A 22,192-nucleotide genomic window follows, 5' to 3' on the forward strand; every position below is an offset into this window, starting at 1 on the left:
CGCTGGTATTTCAAGTAACAGTAAGGAGAAACTAATTAATACTAAACTATAGCGTTGCTCACAGTTATCAAGTACATTAAATTTTATTATCCCTACTCCCTACTCCCTACTCCCTACTCCCTACTCCCTACTCTCTTTGCTATATGACTGAATTTGCGTCTTTCAAAACTCAAGTAGCTGCTTCAGCTCAACGTTTGTTTGAGCTCATTGATGGTTTTAAGCAATCCAAGGTACTGGTGGTTGGTGATTTAACTCTTGATGAGTTTCTCACAGGTGAAGTGGAACGAATTTCACGAGAGGCACCAGTATTAATAATACGTCATGAAACCACTCGTCAAACTCCTGGTGGTGGGGCAAATGCTGTTTATAATCTGGCTAAGCTGGGAGCAAAGGTTAAGGTAGCTGGGTTTTTGAGTAAAGATCCTCAAGGGCAAGTGCTGCGGACGATGTTTGAAGAGGTGGGGATTGATACTAGTGCGATCGTGATTGATCCAGACCGACCAACTGTGACCAAAAGCCGGATTGCTGGTCATGCCCGTCAGTCGGTGACTCAGCAGATTGTGCGAATAGACCGCAAGTCAGATGAATTGCCCGACCGGGATAAGCAGTTAGAGTTGGCAGCACAAATACAACAGCATTTAGATCAGGTGGATGCTGTAGTTTGTTCTGATTACGGAGATGGTGTGTTTACACCACCAGTGATTGAAGCCGTTTTGTCTCACGACCGCACCATTGTAGATACTCAGAAGGATCTGGCCCGTTATCATGGCGCTATAGTTTTTACTCCCAATCTGCCAGAAGCGGAGCGAGCAGTGGGCTATGGGATTAAGAGTTTTGAGGATTTGTTGAGAGCTGGTAGAGATTTGTTGGCACTGACTCAAGGGGAAGAAATTCTGATTACTCGTGGTGAACAGGGGATGAGTTTGTTTGGTCGTGATGGTAAGGTTGAGCATATCCCAGCCTTTAATCGCACCGATGTATTTGATGTAACTGGTGCTGGGGATACCGTAGTAGCAGCCCTGACCTTGAGCTTGTGTCTGGGGGCTTCCTACTGGGAAGCAGCGGTTTTGGGGAATTTGGCCGCTAGCATTGTGGTGCGTCAGTTTGGGACAGCCACCACTAGTCAGGATGAGATGAAAGAGGCTTTACGGGGATTGTTGGAGCTTGAAGCATAAACTATAGCAATTCTCTGTTCGATGCTTTCATCAATAGGTAAAGATTTATTACGAAAAAAATAATTTCTGCGTAAAGTCAACAGATTATCTTGAGGAATAAATAGGGAGCATCTCACTGCTGTGTGAGCGTGATTATACTGCCCACATATAGCAGAAGTCAGAAGTCAGAAGTCAGAAGTCAGAAGTCAGAAGTTCAGAAGTCAGAAGTCAGAAGTCATTTGAGAATAACATGTTTTCTCGCAATCTCGCCTTTATCATCGGTATCAATAACTACAGAAACGGCATTTCTCCCCTCAACACTGCCGTAAACGATGCCAAAAAACTAGTAGAAATTCTCCGCGAGAAGCATGATTACGAAGTCTGGGAATGCCTAGACGAAGTGGCAACTCTGTCTAAGTTTAACAAATTTTTATCTCATACCTTACCCGAACAAGTTACTGAAAATGACCGCTTATTATTTTACTTTGCTGGTCATGGAGTCGCTCTCAATGGGGATGATGGCCCGGCGGGTTACTTAATTCCTCAAGATGCTTTACTGGGGGATACTAATAGTTATCTGCCCATGACCAAGTTACACGATGCTTTAAGTCAATTACCTTGTCGTCATTTCTTGGGTATCCTCGACTGCTGTTTTGCTGGTGCTTTCCGTTGGTCGAGTACTAGGGATCTACTCACATCACCAGAAGTAATTCACAAAGAACGATACGACCGTTTTATTAGTGACCCAGCCTGGCAAATTATTACCTCCTCAGCTTCTGACCAAAAAGCTTTCGATAACTTTTATTTAGATAGCGAACGCAGTCAAGTCGGCCATCATTCCCCTTTTGCTAGTGCATTATTAGAAGCCCTCGAAGGGGCAGCAGATATCTATCCTCCTGCTACCAATGGTAAACCGGCTGGAGATGGGGTAATTACAGCCACAGAATTATATTTATATTTACGGGATCGAGTCGAAATACCCACAGAAAAATGCCGGATACGACAAACGCCTGGTATTTGGTGTTTAAATAAGCACGATAAGGGAGAATATATCTTTCTTTCTCCGGGACATGAACTTAATTTACCCCCCGCACCACCATTAGATGAGTCACAAAATCCCTATCGCGGTTTAAAGTCCTTTGACGAGAAACACAGTTCACTGTTTTTCGGTAGAACATTACTAATAGAAAAGTTAGAAGATTTTGTGAAAAGTCATCCCCTGACAGTGGTGTTGGGTGCTTCCGGTTCGGGTAAATCTAGCTTGGTAAAGGCAGGATTAATTCCCAAACTACGGCAAGATAATACCGAGAAATGGTGTATTTTGCCGCCCATCCGTCCTGGTGAGACTCCCTTGCAAGGGTTAAATAATGTGCTGACTGAAGCTAAGTTACCCTTGGTAGAGCCACAAAACCCACAGCAGAATCTGGCAATGAGCATTGATGTTTGGGCGAAAAATAACCCCAACTCTAAGTTATTACTGTTTATTGACCAAAGCGAAGAAATTATTACACTCTGTCAAAACTTAGATGAGCGTCAGGAGTTTTTCCAACAGATACTCACAGCCATAAATGCCCATGGGGATAAATTACGGGTAGTACTATCCCTACGTTCTGATTTTGAACCCCAAATCACAGATGTGGGCTTAAAGTTGGCACCGGAAGTACTAAATCAATTGGGAACTACGGTACTGATAAATCTTTGGCAAAGTGGACGATTTATTGTGCCAGGGATGACACGAGGGGAACTAAGGGAAGCGATAGAAAAACCGGCTCAAGCACGGGTAATGTATTTTCAACCCCACGATTTAGTTGAACAATTAATTGATGAAGTGGCGGATATGCCGGGAGCATTACCCCTGCTGTCTTTTGCCTTGAGTGAATTCTTCATCAAGTATTTAAGGCGGCAACGGGAGGCACAATACAGGGGTATTACTATTGACCGGGCGTTGACTCAAGCCGATTATCTTGAATTGGGGGGAGTAATGCGATCACTAACTCAAAGGGCTGATGAAGAATATAAGGCGCTAGTTAATAAAAACCCCGCTTATGACCAAGTTATCCGTCATGTGATGTTACGGATGGTGGCACTAGGTGGAGGAGAATTAGCCCGTAGGCGCGTATCGTTATCAGAATTGAAATATCCGCCTCAGAAAGATGGTTTAGTGAAGGAAGTAATTGGGCGCTTTACTAACGTACGGTTATTGGTTAATGGAGTTGATGCTGATCGCAATCCCTATGTGGAACCAGCCCATGATGCTTTGGTGCGGGGTTGGCAAAGGTTGCTGGAGTGGAAACAAAAAGACGAGGAAAATTTACTTCTACAACGGCGGTTGACTCCTGCGGCGGTGGAGTGGAAAAATCTTAAAAGCAAAAAACAATCATCCGGTTTTGAAGCCAAGGCTGAAGCTGCGATTAATTGGTTGAATGGGAGACTTGACCTTGCTGAAAACTTTTTTAACAAAATAAACACACTCAAAAATACTCAGTTGGCTCGATTGTGGCAACGGACACCGGAGCAACAAAAAGATTCGAGAGATAAAACCGTACAATTTCTTTGGAATGCCAATCCTTATCTTGATGTATTGAATAAAGAACTCAATTCTGATGATAACTGGCTGAACCAAGTAGAAGCTGAGTTTGTGCAGCGTAGCGTCAGGCAAAAAAGCTTCAATACTCGTCGGAATTGGGGTGTTGCGATCGCAGTTATGCTGGGGTTAGGTACAGGTTTAGTGTTATCGACTTATTTTGGCTTACAATCTCGTAAACAGGCAATTAACTCAGAATTACGAGTAAAAGCTGCCAATATCAAGTATTCTCTATCAGTAGAATCTACTCCAAAAGGATTGCTCCAAGCTATTGAATCAACCGCTAAAATTCAAGATTACCAAAAATCCTTACAAGCAAAGGTAATCAATTTAGAACCAAAGGTAATCAATGAAGTTAATTCTATCTTATTGACAGCTTTAGATAAGGTTCGAGAAAGGAATCGCGTACAAGGTTATACAAATGTTGGCCAGCTGGTCTATGATATTGTCTTTAGCAGAGATGGCAAACAGATTCTCAGTGGCAGTGACTACGGAACAGTGCGGTTATGGGACACAGAATCCGGTCAACTAATCCATACCTTGGAAGGTCATACTGGTAGTGTCACTGAGATCGCTTTTAGTCCAGATGGCAAGCAGATTCTCAGTGGCAGTCAGGACAACACAGTGCGGTTATGGAACACAGAATCCGGTCAACTAATCCATACATTAGAAGGTCATACAGACTGGGTCGATGATATCGCTTTTAGTCCAGATGGCAAACAGATTCTCAGTGGCAGTAGGGACGGAACAGTGCGGTTGTGGGACACCAAATCCGGTCAACTAATCCATACATTAGAAGGTCATATAGGTGGAGTCTATAATATCGCTTTTAGTCCAGATGGCAAACAGATTCTCAGTGGCAGTTCCGACAACACAGTGCGGTTGTGGGACACAGAAACCGGTCAACTAATCCATACATTAGAAGGTCATACAGACTGGGTCGATGATATCGCTTTTAGTCCAGATGGCAAACGAATTCTCAGTGGCAGTAGGGACAACACAGTGCGTTTGTGGAACACAAAAACCGGTCAACTAATCCATACATTAGAAGGTCATACAGATAGTGTCGATGATATCGCTTTTAGTCCAGATGGCAAACAAATTCTCAGTGGCAGTTCCGACAACACAGTGCGGTTATGGGACACAAAAACCGGTCAACCTCTCCATACCTTGGAAGGTCATACTAATTTTGTCTCTGATATCGCTTTTAGTCCAGATGGCAAACAAATTCTCAGTAACATGGGCAGCACAATGCGGTTGTGGGACACAGAAACCGGTCAACTAATCCATACATTAGAAGGTCATACTGGTAGTGTCAATGTGAGCGCTTTTAGTCAAGATGGCAAACAGATTTTCAGTGGCAGTGAGGACGGAACAGTGCGGTTATGGGACACAAAAACCGGTCAACTAATCCATAAATTACAAGGTCATACTAGTTTTGTCGATCATATCGCTTTTAGTCCAGATGGCAAACGAATTCTCAGTGGCAGTAGGGACGGAACAGTGCGGTTGTGGGACACAGAAACAGGTCTTCCTCTCCATACATTAGAAGGTGATACAAGTGGGGTCAATGCGATCACTTTTAGTCCAGATGGCAAACAGATTATCAGTGGCAGTTTCGACAACACCTTGCGGTTGTGGGACACAGAAACCGGTACACTAATCCATACATTTGTTGGTCATAAAGCTGATGTCACTGATATCGCTTTTAGTCCAGATGGTAAACAGATTCTCAGTGGCAGTTCCGACAACACAGTGCGTTTGTGGGACACAGAAACCGGTCAACTAATCCATAAATTAGAAGGTCATACAAATACTGTCAATGCGATCGCTTTTAGTCCAGATGGCAAACAGATTCTCAGTGGCAGTTGGGACAACACCTTGCGGTTGTGGGACACAGAAACAGGTCTTACTCTCCATACATTAGAAGGTTATACTAAGGATGCCACTGGTATCGCTTTTAGTCCAGATGGCAAACAAATTCTCAGTGACAATGACGACAACACCTTGCGGTTGTGGGACGCAGAAACCGGTCAACTAATCCATAAATTAGAAGGTCATACTAAGGATGCCACTGATATCGCTTTTAGTCCAGATGGCAAACAAATTCTCAGTGGCAGTTCCGGCAACACCTTGCGGTTGTGGAACACAAAAACCGGTCAACTAATCCATACATTAGAAGGTCATACTAATTTTGTCACTGATATCGCCTTTAGTCCAGATGGCACACAGATTCTCAGTGGCAGTTGGGACAGAACAGTGCGTTTGTGGGACACAGAATCCGGTCAACCTCTCCATATATTAGAAGGTCATACTAATAATGTCACTGATATCGCCTTCAGCCCAGATGGCAAACAGATTCTCAGTGGGAGTTGGGACAAAACAGTGCGGTTGTGGCGGGGTGGAAATTGGAAAGATTGGTTAAAAGAGGGATGTGATCAGCTGCAATTTCATCCTGACCTCGTTGCACCTAAAAATAATAAAGCAGGAGAAGCTTGTCTTAAGCATGCCAGTTGGGAAGATAAAACCAAAGCAGAATTTCTGGTGAGACAAGGTAGGGCTATTTTACAAAAAGAGCCAAATCTCAAGAGTGCTGTTAAAAAATTCAAAGAAGCGCAAAAACTCTATCCTGATATTGACCTCAATCCATATACAGAGGAAATAGACAAAGATCCCAAAACAGTAGTGCAACAGTTAGCCCCAGACTCGAAATAATCACATGCCTGTCCACAGAAGAATGAAGTAGATACTCAAGCCATGGCCTTTAGGCCACGCTACGCGAACGCCTCATCGGGTGTCTACCAACTAAATAGATTACCATTAGAGCCGAAATCTTGGATAGATTATCGGCTACTTTGCGCTGCATCAAGACAGGAAATCAGCCTCAAATAAATCTGAAAAGCGCGTAGCGCTATACCTCTGGCGACTCTCTCAATAATTTGTTACAAAACTTTTAAAAATATGCTATAATATTTAAATTTTTATGCTATAATCAAAGTGTGGACAATCAAATCCACGGGAAGAGCCAGCCTAAGAGTTTTCCTAGGCCACAGGCTGGCTCTGGGTACCCCTTAAAGTAAAGGAGATAACTTAATATTAGACTTCTTGCAGAAGTCGGGAACAGGGAACAGGGAATAGGGAACAGTGGACAAGAATTGTTCGCGTAGCGTGGCCTACGGCCAGGGAAACACTATCAGAAAAATACTTTTACAAGAGGTCTAATAAACACTTTGGCAAAGGGAGCAGGGAGCAGGGTAAAGAGGCAGTATTCAGAAAATTTTATTAGTTAAATTGCCTTATAACCCTTATTCAGCAAGCTTTCTGAGTTTTTTTAACTGGAAATTTAGAGGTTGTCTGAGAAGTCTCATTTGCTACATCCAAGCCCCCTAAATCCCCCGAGCGAGCAATCCCTCGCTCGGGGGACTTTTAGAAGCAAATTGACTCTTCCCCCAAAGTTGGGGGGCTAGGGGGGCAAAATTCAGTATCAAAAAACTTTTCAGATATCCTCTTAGCATAGTAGGTACTGAAGAACCATATATTCAGATGCATTCGCGAAGCGTGACCATTCGCGTAGCGTGGCCCAAAGGCCAAGGTCAATCGCATTTAGGCTTAGTTTTTCCTTTCATCACTTAATCTTTTAGTTAACTTTACTTACTCTTCAAAATTAAATCAAACAATGTTTGATTAACTATTGATAGTAGTTTTTTATATCAAAACTGATGAAATTAACTCACATTAGTGCTTCTTTAGTATTCCTGGGAGCGATCGCCTTTGGCGCGGCTTCGCCGATCGCAGTTACTCCAGCTTATGGAGCCTCGGTATCCTTCACTCCGACTGGGTCACAATTAGACCAAGATGCCATCAATGACCTTGAAGTCAATGTTGGTGACACCATTGATTTCTCTTTCATTTTAGATACTAGCGGTCTCACCGCTAATTTACAGTCATTGGACCTTCTTTTTCAACAAGATCCTACTGAGCTTATTACTCTAGACGTATTTAGGACAGATGCAGATCGAGCTGCTTTTTCAGACTTTAGCGGGAGCCCAGTAGAAAACCCACCCTTTGGAATACCTACAGTACTTTTTCAACGTAGTGATTCAGTTGGAGTTTCTCCAAACTCTACTCTAGAAATAGTTGGGGCAACTTACGAAGTACTTCCTGGGTTTAAGAATGATGGATTGCCTGACTTAGCAGTTACTGTTACTTCTGCAATTGATGCCAATGGTATAGAGGTAAGCAGTCTTTTTAAACCAGCTAACCAAAGTCTTGATGTTCAGCCTGCCCCTGTTCCTGAAACCACATCACTGTTAGGTTTCTTAGGATTAGCTGCTGTGACTACTCTCACATCAAATCAAAGATTATGATGTGGGCTTCTCAAACTCACGAATGAGACTTGCTGCTCCTCGGCGGATGCCTCCGCTACGCGAACGATATCCTGTACCGATTTACCACAGCCATTAAGCGGCAGTCCAACCGCCAATAGTCCACGATTCAAAATGTTGATACCACTGTTCCAGTCGCGGTCAATTTTAACTTTACAACTGGAACAACAATGAATGCGAACGCTTAAAGTTTTTTCGACCCTAGAACCACAACTAAAACACTCGATACTTGTGGCACGTGGGTTAACTTCCTGAACTAACAAACCGCGTTTAACCGCCACTGCTTGCAATATTTCCAAGAATGCTCCCCAGGCCGCATCATGTATTGATTTTGCTAAATTAGTTCTAGCGAGTCCTTTGATGTTTAAATTTTCGTGAGCAATTAGGTCGTATTTACTACATAGCCAATGAGCAACCTGATAATGAAATTCCTTCCGGCAACGGGTTAAGTGAAGGTGCAACAAAGCTACTTTATGCTTTGATTTTTTCCAATTCTTAGAACCCTTGACGCGGCGCGACATTACTTTTTGAGCCTGAGCAAGTTTATCCTGAGCTTTCCTGTAAAACTGCGGAATAGGTACTGCCTCTCCGTCAGATGTGGTCAAAAATTTCTCTAGGCCAACGTCAATACCAACGGCAGACTTAACTGAATCTATGGATAGTAGTTCAGGTACAGTGTCGTCTTTCATTGAAAGACAGCAGTACCAACCATCAGCCTTCTTGACAATGGTGCATTGCTTAAGGACAAAACCCACGCCCTTCGGGCAAGCTTCGCTAACAGGCAATGGTCGATGCATTACAACAGGCATTGACCCGATTCGACTTAACTTTAAAACACCATCAACCAAGTGTGCCCCAGCCTTAGAATTATTGACCCTAGGGAATACAAACGATCTAAGTTCTCCAGCTTTTTTAAAGCGAGGTCTACCCCCACGTTTACCACTTGCGTCAGGTCTTCTCCATCTTTCCCAGGCTTTGTTTAACCTTTGCAGATTAACTTGTTGAGTCTCTGCATAAATTTTTTTATATTCAGGAAACAGTCGTTTTGTCTCCTTAAGGGCTGTTTGTTGAGTGTAGTAATTTACCTCTTCTGGAATCTCACCGATCGGCTCACTTACCAGACTACACCTATCAATCGGGGAACGAGTCCGATTGAGCCAATCAAGCCTTTGTCAAACATGCATAGTTCCAGTGGCGTCGAAGCAATTCGAGCCACCGTTCCATGGTGACAATTTGTTCAGGACTTGGCTTGATTCGGTAGCAGTAAGTGATTATCATACTAGTATTGTAGCATTTATCCTATAGTTATGAAAGGTAATTATACAAAAGAAAACAGGTCTGTTTATCGTCTTACTATTACAAGGTGTACAGTAAGACGATAAACAGACGTCAAGTTAGATCACAACAAATTTTGATGTGGCCTACGGCCTCCGCTGCGCGAACAGGCGCGCAGCAAATCTGCTCTGAAACTTGTGTTAAGTGGGAATGCAACCTGATAGAGTTGAACGGAGAAAGTGACCACCTCCATCTGCTCGTGGATCTCAATCCTAAAGTAGCTCCGGTTAAGTTAATAGCAAATATCAAAACTGTAACCAGTAGATTGATTCGTTACTGATTTTCTGAATACAAAAGGGCAGTTTTATGGCGATAAAAGGGAACAGGGAATCGGGAATCGGGAATCGGGAATCGGGAATCGGGAATCGGGAAAAAATGCTTTGTATCTCATTAATATGAAAACCAATGGTGATTGATCAAAACACCAAAAAATTTGCCCATCTCCCCATCTCCCTATTTCCCCATCTCCCCATCTCCCCATCTCCCCATCTCCCCACACTTCCCTACTCCCTACTCCCTACTCCCTACTCCCTAAAATTAATTGGATGATGCTACGGATTTAGTAGCAGCGTGAGCTTCTACCATCCGGGAAATATCAGGATTATAGAGTCGCAAATAATTCCAATAATTACCAAACACTGTTTTCACGTAACCTTTGGTTTCTCGAAAGGGGATTTTTTCAATAAAGGCGTCGGGGTCACTAAAACCGTATCTATTCACCCATTTGGATACATTACCGGGACCGGCATTGTAACTGGCAACGGCTAATAGGGAGTTATTACTATTTTGTTGGTGGGTAAAGCTTAGATACCATGTCCCCAATTTAATGTTGTCATCAGGGTTTTTAAGATTGTATTCTTTCAACTGGATTTTTTGGGCAACCCAACTACCTGTTGCTGGCATCACTTGCATTAAACCCATGGCACCAGCAACGGAACGGATTTCTGGTTCAAATCTAGACTCTTGGCGAATTAGGGCAGTTACGAGTAAGGGATTAAGCTCCCGTTGACCAGACCAGTTAACAATTGAATTTAGGAAAGGGAAGGGAAATAGAGCATGCCAGTATTTTGGGTCGTCACGCAGTGCTGCCCATTCGGCTTGTTCTTGGGGAGTCTCTCGTCGTTTTAGGCTCCAGACTTGGTTAATGCCTTTGAGATTATCCCCAATCCCTAGCCGCAATAAACCATCACTAAATTGCTCTGAGACACTGAGTTCCTTACGGTCTCCTAATTCCACTTGCCACAGAGCCCAAGCATCCTGATCTTGACCAAGCTTGTACAGTTCTTTGAGAGTAGCAGAACCGTCGGTTAGTAAAGGTCTAGCTTGGGGTCTGACCACTTTTGGCATTAAGTAGCGCACGGAGGTGAAGTCCCCTACATTCCAGCCTAAATAGTTGGCCGACCGCCATGCATAGTAGGATTCTGGATAACGAGCTAGTACATGCTCAAAGGCAGCTTTAGCATCATTAGGACGCCCCAACTTACTTGCCCATCGACCTACCCAGAAGCCAGCTTGGGCAGCGATGTCACTATCGGGATTGTTGGTGGTAATCGGTTGCGCCCATTGCCATGCTTGTTGTAGCTGGCCTTTTGCTGCTTTTTTTTGAGCCATTTGCCAACGATAATTAGCCGCAGCATCAGAACTAGCATATTGGGTCAATACCGACTTCCGAGCTTGGCCAGCAGACACTTTGCTGTTGAGCTTTTCTAGGATTTTGGCTTTGTCGAGCAAGGCTTGAGGAGCTTCATCGGGATAATTCTGGATGACTTGATCCAGATAAGCTAAGGCTTCTGGTGGCTTAGATATACTAGCAAGACGCCTTAAGGCTAATCCGGTTTCTTTGGCATTGGGATAGGCGCTGATTAACTGTTGATAAAAGATTTTGCCTTTGGTTGCTTTGGTATCTAAATGAAGCCCTCGACCTGCCCGGTAGAGATTGCGGGGAGTGCGGGGGGCTTTAGCGTAGGCTTTACCAGCTTTGCCATATTTCCAGGTTTCCCAGTAACCAGTGCCAATCATTTCCCAGTCTTCGGGGGTGAGTTGCTCAGGGTACTTGTCAACGATCCGGTCTCGGATCTCCTGCATTCCTAAGGCTTTAGGAGTGTGCTTGGCTAAGAGTAATAGTAATGGGAGTTGGTTGGGATTGGCTTTGAGGCGCTGTCGGACAATTTCTAGAGTACGGGGATGGCTGGGAAATTTTGCGATCGCATCGTCCCAGTGCTTAGGATTAGATTTGCCTAGATGATAAAGGGCTTCTGCTGCCACTGCTTGGTTGGGGTACTTTTTCAGGATAGTACCCCAGGCTGCTGTAGCCTTAGCGCTATCCCCCATGGCTTGGTAAGCTTGAGCACGTTTGAGGACAACGTGGGATGCTAAAACCGGATAATCTGACTCAAGTCCTTCGAGATGGTTTAGGGCTTGTTCTGGTTGATTTTGTTGAATTAAATCCGATGCCAACAGATAACGGGCGCGATACTGTTCCCGAGACTTCGGACCGGAGGCAAAGGCATCTAGGTTAGTTGCTCGTTGTTGAGGTGGCAGGGAAACCAGCCGTGCTACAGCGGATTTGCCTGTTGACTCCGTTAAGCCTTGGCTGGCAGTCTTGTTTTCCTCTTTTTCCTCTAGTTGATTTGCTACGGTGACACCTAAGAATACAACTCCCAGGCATACTGATACCAATAACACTATGGCTCCAGCCAATAACCGAAATTGCTGTTTACGCTCTTTTAACATAAATCCTCACCCAACAAAGTTCAGCAGTTGAAAGTCTCTTAGCATATGACCCTTCACCAGGGGAATCTGGTTTCCCTCTTGAGTTATGAACCATTATAAAAATTTCTTGGCTAAGAACCTGAAACCGTACTTAGTCAGAATTGGTCAGACTTGGTCAGATTTAACAGAGCACGAAGCCAGCAATAACTAGATAACTATGATAAGTATTATGGTAACTATATTGTTTCTCATCCTGATGAGGCACATTATTCCCACCCTTCCCGCGCCCCATCCCACATCTTTGAACAAGGATAACTTGAAATTGTGGTGATTTATGGTAAGATTGCCTATAATTTTGTTATTTAGCGAAGGGAACAGGGAGTAGGGAGTAGGGAATAGGGAGTGGCGTAGTGGAATGACCACTCTTAAAGAGTGCATTAGACAGAGGAGTCTTCATCAGTAGTTTCAAAAACAGCGGTTTTGGTGTTTGAGTTTGACTCGTGCATCTTCTGTGGTAAAACGCCAGGCGTTGCTGAATAATAGAATGGTTAAGCAAAAACTGGGATTGTATGAAACTTTAAATAATAAATAAGAAGCCTGATTGATAACTTCAACATCTCTTGAGATTTAGAGTAACACAGAGTTCGTCGATGTAGCCTAGCCAAGTAGTGTCTCAATCTCGTATTTTCACTCTCGATTCTAGTCATATAACTTTTTTTTGTTAAATGGTCAATGTCACTGATAAATATTTGATAAACAATATATTTATCAGTGACATACCAAAAGCTATGCCAGCCTTGTCTTGATGCAGTCGCTCATGGGGGAAACCACGGCAGTTGCTCATGGGGGGAACCCCCAAGACCGCACTGCCTCCCCAAGACCGCGCTGCATCGCTTTACGATTTTCCAAAGCTTTTTAAAAGTTTCAGCACTACGGTCACCAACTATAAAGTTTAAAATCCCGGGATACTTCTTGTCAGCTGCTGTCCTTTAAAGTTACCGTAGGAGAGGGTAGCCTTATTACAAAAGACTTAAAACTATTACTCATAACCTGCCGACGCTCATTGGCTACCCTCTCCAAGGTTTCGTCTCAAACCCAAATTTTGTTTTTTTTTTACAGCTGAATGCTTACAGCTAAAACCTTAAGCCAGTGCTTTGCAGCTAGACCAATGATTTGAAGCGAGCAGTTGTGGACTAGCTGCTGCATCTGGCTTACCAATTAGAGGAGTTGCACTCGGAGGGTTTGTTGTAGTCTGTAGCAACACCCCCGACTCAGGCAAACTCTTGTCAGGCTTACCTCAATCAATGTTAGGTATTGAACCATCAGACTAGACGAGGGCAAAATTCCCCTAACCGATCACCCCTGATTCACCAAGGGCTTCCATTGTTAATGATAAGTCAGTTTTAAAGGTTATGAAAACTACTTTATGCAAAAAACATTTTAAATTTATGCAAAATATACATTAAACAATTTTTTATGTAAAAAGCAATTTAATTTCATGTACCCCATACATAGTAACTCTATCTATTTAAGTTCTTGTTGTCCATGATGAAAAAATAACCAATTTTCGTAAAAGACAACTGGGTCATGACAACAATGACATCAGAGACGGCTAAAGTATCATCAGTAAATCAAAGGACTAATCAGACGGAAAAATCAGATAGCGACAATAAACCCGTCAAGCTAGGCTATATCAAGCTAATCCTCTGCGCTACAGGAATTGGCATTGCTGGCGGATTAGTAGCAACTAGCTACTATTTTGTCCTAGAACAGTGTTTGCATTTTGTTTGGCATTGGTTACCCGAATTTCTAGAACCCTATTTCCCGAGTTGGCTACCCTCTTGGAATTATGTGTGGATTGCCACTACCATTGGTGGGTTTTTCGTGGGCTTATCCCTCTACTTCTTGGGGTTACCCGGTGAAATGGCGTTGGTGATCGAAAAAGTCCACGATCCAGGTAGGATGGAGCCTCGTCAAACTCCTGGCATGATTGTGACCTCTCTAATTTCCATCACCGCTGGGGGGAGTGCAGGACCAGAAGCACCATTGGTACAGATTAATGGTAGCTTAGGTAGCTGGCTAGGAGTCAAGCTTAAACTGGCAATCAGCCATATCCGGATATTGACCTTCTGCGGGATGAGTGCTGCTCTTGGTGCCTTTTTTGGTGCGCCGATCGGGGGGGCATTGTTTGCCCTAGAAATTCCCCACCGCCGGAGTCTGGAATACTATGAAGCCATCGTACCAGCCATTGTCGCGTCAATTTTTAGCTTCTCTGTTTTCCGCTTTGGTACTGGGTTAGATGTGGGAGGAATTTACCGCTTTAACCTTTTTGATACGTTACCTGCTCTATCCTGGCTAAATTTAATTGAGGGTGCATTACTCGGGGTTGCTGGTGGATTAGCTGCTATCGTGTTTATCTATATCTTTCGCTTTACCAAGTCTTGGATTAAATCTATTGAACATCGCCATATTTTGCTAGCTACACTAGGCGGATTATCTATTGGGTTGATTGCTGTATTCTTTCCCCAAACCCTATTTTTTAGTGAGGAGCAAATTGAAACAGTGATTGAACAAGGTCCCACTTTGGGGGTAACCATGTTACTAGGGATTGCCTTGGCAAAAATGTTTGCGATCAGTTTTACCCTCCACGGTGGGTTTAGAGGCGGATTTATCTTTCCTCTATTTTTCATCGGTGCCAATCTGGGTTTAGCTATCTCCATCGCCTTACCCGGAATTCACCCCACCATTGCTATGCTTTGCCTGATGGCAGCGGTGAATGTGGCGGTCACCAAAACACCGGTCAGTAGCACGGTTATTCTTAGCGTTCTGTCTGATACATCGATTCTTCCAATTATTGCTATTGCTAGCTTTGCCAGTTTCTTGTTAACTACTAATATTTCTTTGCTGAAAACTCAGCGATCGCGTAGTCAGGAGGGTATCCCAGTAATGGCTTAAGAAGACTTAAGTCTAACTTAGTAAAGGATTGAGTCAGTCAACAAAATCAGTTTTTTTGTTGAGAAGTTAGGTGACAGCTCCTACACTGACCCGTTGGGTTCAGTGTAGACTTCCCAGGCAATCCGGCCATCGCTTAGGAGGCGCTGGGCCAATACTGCTCGGTTAAGGAAAGAGGGAAGTATTTGTTCGCGTGTTATTTACGCGAACAAGGGCTCAGATTAATTCTGAATTTTTACCTTCCTTGTGTCAAACTATCAGAAGAGGCTAAGAAAGAAGAACTCAGAAGAATTGATAATAAGGTAACTTAATTGAAGAGTTAGAACAAAACCATTGTTTATCTAAGCAACTTTAACCGTCTTGAAGGTTAATTGTTGTAATTTGGTTCCTTGTTTTCGATGGTATGGTTTAGCTGCATTGAATTTTGACCGAGACTTTTTGACAACTCGTGGATTAATTCTACCCTCTCTTGCAGGGATTTGATTATCTAAAATCTCTGCAATTAGCCAGCTCATAAATAAATTTATCTCTTCTGGTACTGCCTGCTGAAACAAGGGAACAGCACGACGCATTATTCTGAGGGTTCCAGTAAATCCTAATCTTAAAGGAGAAATTTCAGCTTTTTCGGCGGCTTTAAACATTAAGCATCTAATGCAATAATGTGCTAACAACCAACCATAAATTTCTTGGATAACTTCACGGGGATTATTCGAGCGAATCAACGTTTTTCGACCGTTGAGATGAGTCTTCATTTCGTCAAGAGTATTCTCGGCTTCCCAGCGCCAGTGGTACTCTTGAGCCAGTAACAGAGCCGGAAATAGATCCACATCAACCAAATCTGTAATCAGACGATATACTTGTTCAACTCCGTTTTCTTCTATCACATATTCAATCACCCGAACCGGTTTCCGGGTAGCTCCTTTCTTCTTGGATTTTCGGTCAGGAGCAATCCATGATAGATAAGAGCCATCCGGCAAAATTTTGACGACTTCAAACTTAACATTAGCAGGAACACGACCCAAAATGTGACATTTTTGCTTAAGGGCTTCCAACACCATCCTAAATGAATGTAATCCTCTATCCCACATGACAAGCATTCCCGGTCCAACTCCACGAAGGAGTTTTCTGGCTCTGACTCTTTCTCCGATTCGATAAGGACTAATCAAGGCATCCGTAATTAAATGAGTCCCTAGCTCAACTAACAACACCAATCTGGCTTTCGGAAAAGCTGCTTTCGTTCCCTTTCTCGTTCCTGGATAGCCAAAAACTCTGCTATTAGTTTCGGTGTCGGGCACATCAAAGACAGTGCCATCAATTGCCATCAATCTTAGTCCACCTAAGAAAGCTTCCTTAGTTTTAACTGTTGCCATCGGACGTGCTACTAACTCAAATAAACGAGTCATTACCGCTGGACCAACTCGTTGGCGGGCTTCGCTAATTGATGAAGAAGTTGGAGTTTTTAGACGGACTAGCTGACGAATCCAAGTCCCATTCAGTCCCGCCATCAGATTTTTGAAGACATCGACAATCGAGTCAGTTGCCCAGAAACTCATCCCTATTAACAGGGCAACTACTACATCCGTAGGGAGGCTACGCTTTCTTTGATGTTGACTCTGGCTCTGTTCAATCGCTTGTGCTATGGGATCGTGAGGTATAATTGTACCCAAGCTTGAGACTGATTGAGAAAAGGCCAAAAACTCGATATGTTATCGGATTAGATGCCAAGATCAATATTTGGTTATCAAAACTATTGCCAGACCTGGTCTTAGATCGACTGATTACTTGGTATTTAGGGTTAACTACAAACCTGATTACATTAGAAGGTAAAACTACTTTATAAAGTAAGTATAAAAATACTAATAAAAACAAATACATGAAGATTTGTCAAGAGTTATAGTTTTGGAATAAGAACCAATTAACAGATGTTATCTCAAGATAAACAAAGCAAAGCACGTGCTGATGATTTACTCGAGTGGCTTCGTAGCTACGCAAATGAGCGCATCAATTCTCGGCTAATCGATGAACGCCGTTGCATCCCACCATATATCGTGCTCGATCTAGGAAATCGTGGACTCTTGGGGATGCAGGTTCCACCGAACTACGGTGGTATTGGTCTGAGTAATCAAGATACTTTGCGTGTAATACAGCAATTAGGGGCTATCGATCCGACTTTGGCCTCATTTGTTGGCGTTCATAATGTCCTTGGGATTCGTCCCTTGATGAACTATGCTGGTGATCAACTCAGAGATGAACTTCTTCCCCTCATTGCTACAGGTCGAGAATTAGCTGCTTTTGCCCTCACAGAACCAGGAGCAGGGTCAAACCCTCAAGCTATTTCCGCAAAAGCCACACCCGATAGTCAAGGAGGTTGGCGATTGCAAGGTACAAAAATCTGGATTGGCTCCGCAGCATGGGCAAGCGTAATCAATGTTTTTGTCCAGACCTTTGATGCTGAAGGGCAATACCTAGGAGTTAGTGGTTTTGTAGTTCGTCAAGGAACCACTGGTCTACGGCAAGGTCCCGAAGCACTGACTATGGGGTTGCGTGGTATGGTTCAAAATGCTGTTTATCTAGATAACGTTTCTATAGATTCAGAGCATTTGTTAGGTGAAATGGGCGTAGGCATGAAAGCTGCCCAAGATGCGATGATGCACGGGCGATTATGAATTACAGCAGCTAGTCTTGGGGGAATGAAACGTTGCGCTCAATTAATGCTTCGTTATGCAAAACGCCGAAATATATCAACAGGTCAATTGCTAAAAAATCCAGTAACACTGGCTAAATTGACCGATATTACAGAAGGTATTATGGCTGTTGAAAGCTTAGTAACTCGAATTGCTAAGCTACTGGATGACGGATGTGCTATTCCTGTAGAGGCTTATGCTGCCTGCAAAATAGTTGGTCCAGAGTTCTTCTGGCAAGCGGCTGATAGCCTGGTTCAGATGCTAGGAGGTCGGGGTTATATCGAAACAAATATTGCACCTCAACTTCTGCGCGATTCTAGGATTCTTCGCATTTATGAAGGACCTACTGAAACCTTGAATATGTTTATTGGCTCTAAAATCAGCAATAAAAGCGAAGAATTATACCAATTTATTTGCCAGGGTCTGGAAGCACCTCAAATTGCTGATATCTTAAAAGTAGCGGTGGAACAAATTAACGCTCGCTACACTAGTTCTAAAATTCCTTTTTCCGAGAGGAGTGTCGCTAGTCGCTGGCTCTATGCTTGTACTGGCGAAGTAGTTACTCTAGCAATCCTACTAGCTGCAGTTGAAGGTGCTTTTAAACGTTCTGGTTCGGAGCGTCTATATCGTACTGTTACTTGGGCAAAACTTAATTTTGAACAGAAACTTGAAAGAGTTTTATCTGGGACACCGGCAGAACTGGTAATGTCTAGCTCTGACACTATTACTGAGCTAATATCCGATTATTCCAACGCAATTGGCGAAATTGAACAGACTCTCCCAGGAGAAGAACGCGAATTAGATGAGATGCTGTATTGCTCGTGCTAGTTACATTTCTGTTGCAATTATTCATTACAACCCTAATGCTGTCGGTTAGCTTTAAACTTACGATAGAGGATATCCTGCGTACATTTCGCAAATCAGATTTGATAGTACGTTCGTTGTTAATCAACTTCCTGATTGTACCGATCGCGGCTTTGCTACTCACACAGGGGCTTGCTTTACCAAAAACTACAGCAGTAACTCTCTTGCTTGCATCAGCAGCGCCAGGAGCACCCTTTGCACCAAAATTAGCTGTTATTGCTGGTGGCGATCTGGCTTCTGCTATTGGCCTGACATTTACTTTATCGATCTTAGCAGTGGGCATCACACCCTTGATGGTTCGCTTAAGTTACGCTGGGGTTGAAGATACACTCATCAACACTCTGCCCATTATTTGGAGCCTGGTATTCTTTCAGTTACTTCCTTTACTTACTGGTTTTGCTATTCGCCACAAGAGTGTGCGACTTGCCAAGCGCTTACTTTCTCCAGTCAAGATGCTCTCAGATATTCTGTTTGTAGCACTCCTGCTTCTGGTTCTGTGCCAAAATTTCGACATACTCTTTAGTATTGGATGGCTGTCCTTTACCGCTATGGTACTATTTACCGTCGTGACTTTGGTCAGTGGTTGGGGACTAGGTGGTTCTCAAACTCGCACGCGGAAATCAGTGACCTTGACGACTGCCTCGCGGAACTTAGGAATTGTACTACTGATTGCAGTAGAGAATTTTCAAAAAATGGGTATAGAGGGTGCTGTCATCGCTTTCGGTATTGTTGAGCTAGGAATTACACTGCTGGTAGCGGTCTACTTTCGCTGGTTTTATTCAACCTAAGTTCGGATTAACGGGAATATGGAAGAAATTTATATCAAAATTAACGGTTGTGAATATTATGTCCAAGATTCGCGTAATGGAAACGATAGCGTAATCCTGCTACATGGATGGCCGGATGACAGTTCTTTATGGAGATTTCAGATTCCGGCTCTGATACAATCTGGATACCGTGTTATCTGTCTTGATTGGCTTGGTCATGGGCAGAGTGAAAAAACTGAAGACTTAAATAAATATACCCTCGCCTCCCTATCTGCTGATGTGATCGGATTGATGGACGCACTGAATCTGGAAAAAGCCCATTGCATTGCTCACGATTACGGTGCAGTAGTAGGTTGGGAATTAGCCACAAGGTATCCAGAACGGCTCGTGTCATATGTTGCCTTATCAGTAGGGCATCCTCTGGCATTAGTAAAAAACTTTTCCCTAGAGTCAATCCTAAAAAGCTGGTATCTAATTTTCAACCCCTTACCTGTGGCAATCCCTATATATCGTGCAATGAATGGATTGATTTTTAGGTGGGTACTGCGTGGTCACCCCGACAAAGAAAATGTAGTTGAAAAATTTTTACTTGAAAAAAAACCTTTTTATATTCAAGTCTGGGAAAAAGCTAATCCGATACTTCCATTTATTTTATCTTCACTTCGCCAACAACAATCACAGCTAACTTTAATAAAAGTTCCAACTCTTGGTATTTGGAGTTCTGGAGACAACTTTATGGCTGAGGAACAGATGAGGAAATCGAGTGCTCTAGTGCAGTCGGAGTGGAAATATATAAAAATATCTAAATGCAATCATTGGCTTCAATTGGAAAAGCCACAAGAAATTAATAAGCATTTACTTGAGTGGCTTAACCAACAGGGGGAAAAGTGTTAAACTAAGCCAGACACTCGGTTTTGCTGAACCCGGAGGTTTTCCATCTCCCTGCTGTTCCTGCTGCTTGCCTTCATTAAGCTTACTCAAACTCACTTGCAGGGTAAAGGCATCTCATTAAAGGGCTGAAACAATTGAGGTTTTCTATACTCATAGTTTTGGTGCTAAATTAACATCAATAGCTTCGTCAAGCCTGTTATAGCGTTAACTCAACCTAAAATTGACTTGCTCAATTTGGCTGCTGAAAAGCAGTTACTGAGATACTTTCAAGTTTTTGGAGAGGTCTATTGTATAGAAAAACACTGTTTACCCTAACCAGCATAGTCCTAGTCACCAGTATCCTGGGCGCTTGCACCAAGGAACCTTCCCCGCCTGAAACTAAGTCTAATCTCAGGCTGACTCCGGAAGGTTTGGGAACACTCAACAAAACCAGCAACTTTGATGCTGATACCATCAAGAGTGCTTTGCCCAGTTATACCGTAAAAAAAGAAACCACCTCTGCTGAAGGCGAAACTTACGATATTTTCAAAGCATACTGGCAAGATAGCCCGGTAGTGGAAATCGATGCCGACATCTCCCAGCAAAAAATCGGCAGGATTGAAATACTAAGCGATCGCATCCCTGGTCCAAAGGATGTGAAAGTAGGAATAGCCTACTCAGCCACTCCTGGACAAGAGAAACTAGACTGCTTGCCAGGTGAGGAAGGGTCCACTGGTAAAGTGATTTGTAGGTTTGAGGAAAATGCCTCAATCCTATACGTCTATCAACCCCTTAACTGGGAAGGACCTTATCATAAGTTACCTCCCCAAGAGGTTCTCACCAAGGCTAAGCTAGATAGTCTACTTTGGGTATCACCTTAGTGCGCAAATAGCAAATATTAATTACTAATTAGCGCTCTAATTACCGCTCTTTCAGGGCTGGGGAATTGCTCAATGGTGTTTTTGCTGAAGATTCCAACAGCAAACCATACTCAATGCCTTCCACCACAGCTTCATAGGACGCTTCGAGAATATTGCTAGAAACCCCCACAGTTGTCCAGCGTTCTTCTCCATTGCTCGATTCCACTAGCACCCTTGTCTTAGCCGATGTGCCAGCAGCACCATCTAGAATCCGCACTTTGTAGTCAGTTAGATGAAAATCAGCAATCTCTGGGTAAAACTTCACTAAGGCTTTGCGCAAGGCTGCATCAAGGGCTGACACTGGTCCATTCCCTTCTGCTACTTCCAAAATATCCTGGTTGTTAACAGATACTTTAATGGTTGCCACAGAATTACTGTAGGGTTTACGGACCCCTTGTAGCATATCGCAATGTATCTGACAGCCTTTGAGTTCAAAGGGATGTTCTCGATATCCCAAAGCATCCCGCATCAACAAATCAAAACTGGCTTCCGCTGCTTCAAATTGATACCCTTCATTTTCTAGATCTTTGAGGCGTTCCAGGATTTCGCGACAGGCGGGGTCTTTTTTATCCAAATCATGACCGAAACTACGGGCTTTTGCTAAGACATTGCTCAATCCCGACTGGTCAGAAATTACAATCCGACGCTGATTACCAATCTGTTCTGGCTGAATATGTTCATAGGTCAGAGGATTCTTTGCCACCGCTGACACATGGATGCCACCTTTGTGAGCAAAGGCTGAACGACCCACAAAGGCAGCATGGTCATTGGGAGCAAGATTGACAATCTCGCTAATTAAACGACTAGCTTGGGTCAGTCTGGCCAGCTGATTATCCTCAATACAGGAATAACCAAGCTTCAACTGTAAGTTAGGAATCACAGAACAGAGATTAGCATTACCACAACGTTCACCATAACCATTAATCGTTCCCTGAACCATACAGGCTCCCTCAGATACCGCAGCT

14 protein-coding genes and 4 pseudogenes are annotated in these 22,192 nt (G+C 43.4%); 11 read left to right on the plus strand and 7 right to left on the minus strand.

Annotated elements, in window-relative coordinates; genetic code table 11:
• Positions 1-143: 143 nt before the first annotated feature.
• The 4 genes from F6K57_RS10630 (at position 144) to F6K57_RS10645 (ending at position 8,105) form a co-directional block, all read left to right on the plus strand.
• The gene (locus F6K57_RS10630; RefSeq protein WP_293067286.1) at positions 144-1,175 is read left to right on the plus strand and encodes a PfkB family carbohydrate kinase; all 1,032 of its coding nucleotides are present in this window, start codon (positions 144-146) and stop codon (positions 1,173-1,175) included.
• Positions 1,176-1,404: 229 nt separating this feature from the next.
• Entirely contained in the window at positions 1,405-6,453 is a 5,049-nt protein-coding gene (locus tag F6K57_RS10635) for a caspase family protein (RefSeq protein ID WP_293067289.1), read from the plus strand.
• 42 nt (positions 6,454-6,495) lie between these two features.
• On the plus strand, positions 6,496-6,630 hold the full coding sequence (locus F6K57_RS10640) for a hypothetical protein (RefSeq protein ID WP_293067292.1): 135 nt from the start codon (positions 6,496-6,498) through the stop codon (positions 6,628-6,630).
• 827 nt (positions 6,631-7,457) lie between these two features.
• Entirely contained in the window at positions 7,458-8,105 is a 648-nt protein-coding gene (locus F6K57_RS10645; protein ID WP_293067295.1) for a hypothetical protein, read from the plus strand.
• Here F6K57_RS10645 and F6K57_RS10650 read toward each other — a convergent pair.
• Positions 8,093-9,401, minus strand: a pseudogene (locus F6K57_RS10650) (transposase). The gene F6K57_RS10645 and the pseudogene F6K57_RS10650 overlap by 13 nt on opposite strands.
• Before the next feature lie 82 nt (positions 9,402-9,483).
• Here F6K57_RS10650 and F6K57_RS41960 point away from each other — a divergent pair.
• Positions 9,484-9,738: pseudogene (locus tag F6K57_RS41960) on the plus strand (transposase); the annotation flags it as partial.
• A gap of 24 nt (positions 9,739-9,762) precedes the next feature.
• Here the strand turns inward: F6K57_RS41960 and F6K57_RS10655 are convergent.
• The 4 genes and pseudogenes from F6K57_RS10655 to F6K57_RS10670 form a co-directional block, all read right to left on the minus strand.
• Positions 9,763-9,939: a hypothetical protein gene (locus F6K57_RS10655; RefSeq protein ID WP_293022443.1), complete on the minus strand. Its 177-nt coding sequence runs from the start codon at positions 9,937-9,939 to the stop codon at positions 9,763-9,765.
• Between the two features lie 56 nt (positions 9,940-9,995).
• Positions 9,996-12,191 (minus strand): transglycosylase SLT domain-containing protein, encoded by a 2,196-nt coding sequence (locus F6K57_RS10660; protein ID WP_293022446.1) that lies wholly within the window; start codon positions 12,189-12,191, stop codon positions 9,996-9,998.
• A 337-nt stretch (positions 12,192-12,528) separates the two neighbouring features.
• Complete coding sequence (locus F6K57_RS10665) at positions 12,529-12,726, minus strand: hypothetical protein (protein ID WP_293022449.1); 198 nt, start codon at positions 12,724-12,726, stop codon at positions 12,529-12,531.
• Positions 12,719-12,955 (minus strand): annotated as a pseudogene (locus tag F6K57_RS10670) (IS1 family transposase); the annotation flags it as partial. The pseudogene F6K57_RS10670 and the gene F6K57_RS10665, both read right to left, overlap by 8 nt.
• An 802-nt stretch (positions 12,956-13,757) precedes the next feature.
• Between F6K57_RS10670 and F6K57_RS10675 the strand changes: the two are divergent.
• Positions 13,758-15,125, plus strand: a complete 1,368-nt coding sequence (locus tag F6K57_RS10675; RefSeq protein ID WP_293022452.1) for a chloride channel protein — start codon at positions 13,758-13,760, stop codon at positions 15,123-15,125.
• A 506-nt stretch (positions 15,126-15,631) separates the two neighbouring features.
• On the opposite strand, the pseudogene F6K57_RS10680 reads toward F6K57_RS10675, so the two are convergent.
• A pseudogene (locus tag F6K57_RS10680) lies at positions 15,632-16,816 on the minus strand (IS4 family transposase); the annotation flags it as partial.
• Between the two features lie 228 nt (positions 16,817-17,044).
• Here F6K57_RS10680 and F6K57_RS10685 point away from each other — a divergent pair.
• From F6K57_RS10685 to F6K57_RS10705, 5 genes are all read left to right on the plus strand, one after another.
• Entirely contained in the window at positions 17,045-17,788 is a 744-nt protein-coding gene (locus F6K57_RS10685; protein WP_293022455.1) for an acyl-CoA dehydrogenase family protein, read from the plus strand.
• Positions 17,789-18,634: an acyl-CoA dehydrogenase family protein gene (locus F6K57_RS10690; protein ID WP_293022526.1), complete on the plus strand. Its 846-nt coding sequence runs from the start codon at positions 17,789-17,791 to the stop codon at positions 18,632-18,634.
• The gene (locus tag F6K57_RS10695) at positions 18,628-19,458 is read left to right on the plus strand and encodes a bile acid:sodium symporter (RefSeq protein WP_293022457.1); all 831 of its coding nucleotides are present in this window, start codon (positions 18,628-18,630) and stop codon (positions 19,456-19,458) included. The genes F6K57_RS10690 and F6K57_RS10695 overlap by 7 nt, the downstream gene beginning before the upstream one ends.
• 18 nt (positions 19,459-19,476) lie before the next feature.
• Positions 19,477-20,331 (plus strand): alpha/beta hydrolase, encoded by an 855-nt coding sequence (locus F6K57_RS10700; RefSeq protein ID WP_293067301.1) that lies wholly within the window; start codon positions 19,477-19,479, stop codon positions 20,329-20,331.
• A 284-nt stretch (positions 20,332-20,615) separates the two neighbouring features.
• Positions 20,616-21,188, plus strand: a complete 573-nt coding sequence (locus F6K57_RS10705; protein WP_293067304.1) for a DUF1131 family protein — start codon at positions 20,616-20,618, stop codon at positions 21,186-21,188.
• A 40-nt stretch (positions 21,189-21,228) separates the two neighbouring features.
• On the opposite strand, the gene cimA is transcribed toward F6K57_RS10705, so the two are convergent.
• On the minus strand, positions 21,229-22,192 hold a 964-nt coding region (cimA, locus tag F6K57_RS10710), incomplete at its 5' end, for a citramalate synthase (RefSeq protein WP_293067307.1).

This window comes from Moorena sp. SIO4A5 (genome assembly GCF_010672005.1).
Classification (GTDB): Bacteria; Cyanobacteriota; Cyanobacteriia; order Cyanobacteriales; family Coleofasciculaceae; genus Moorena.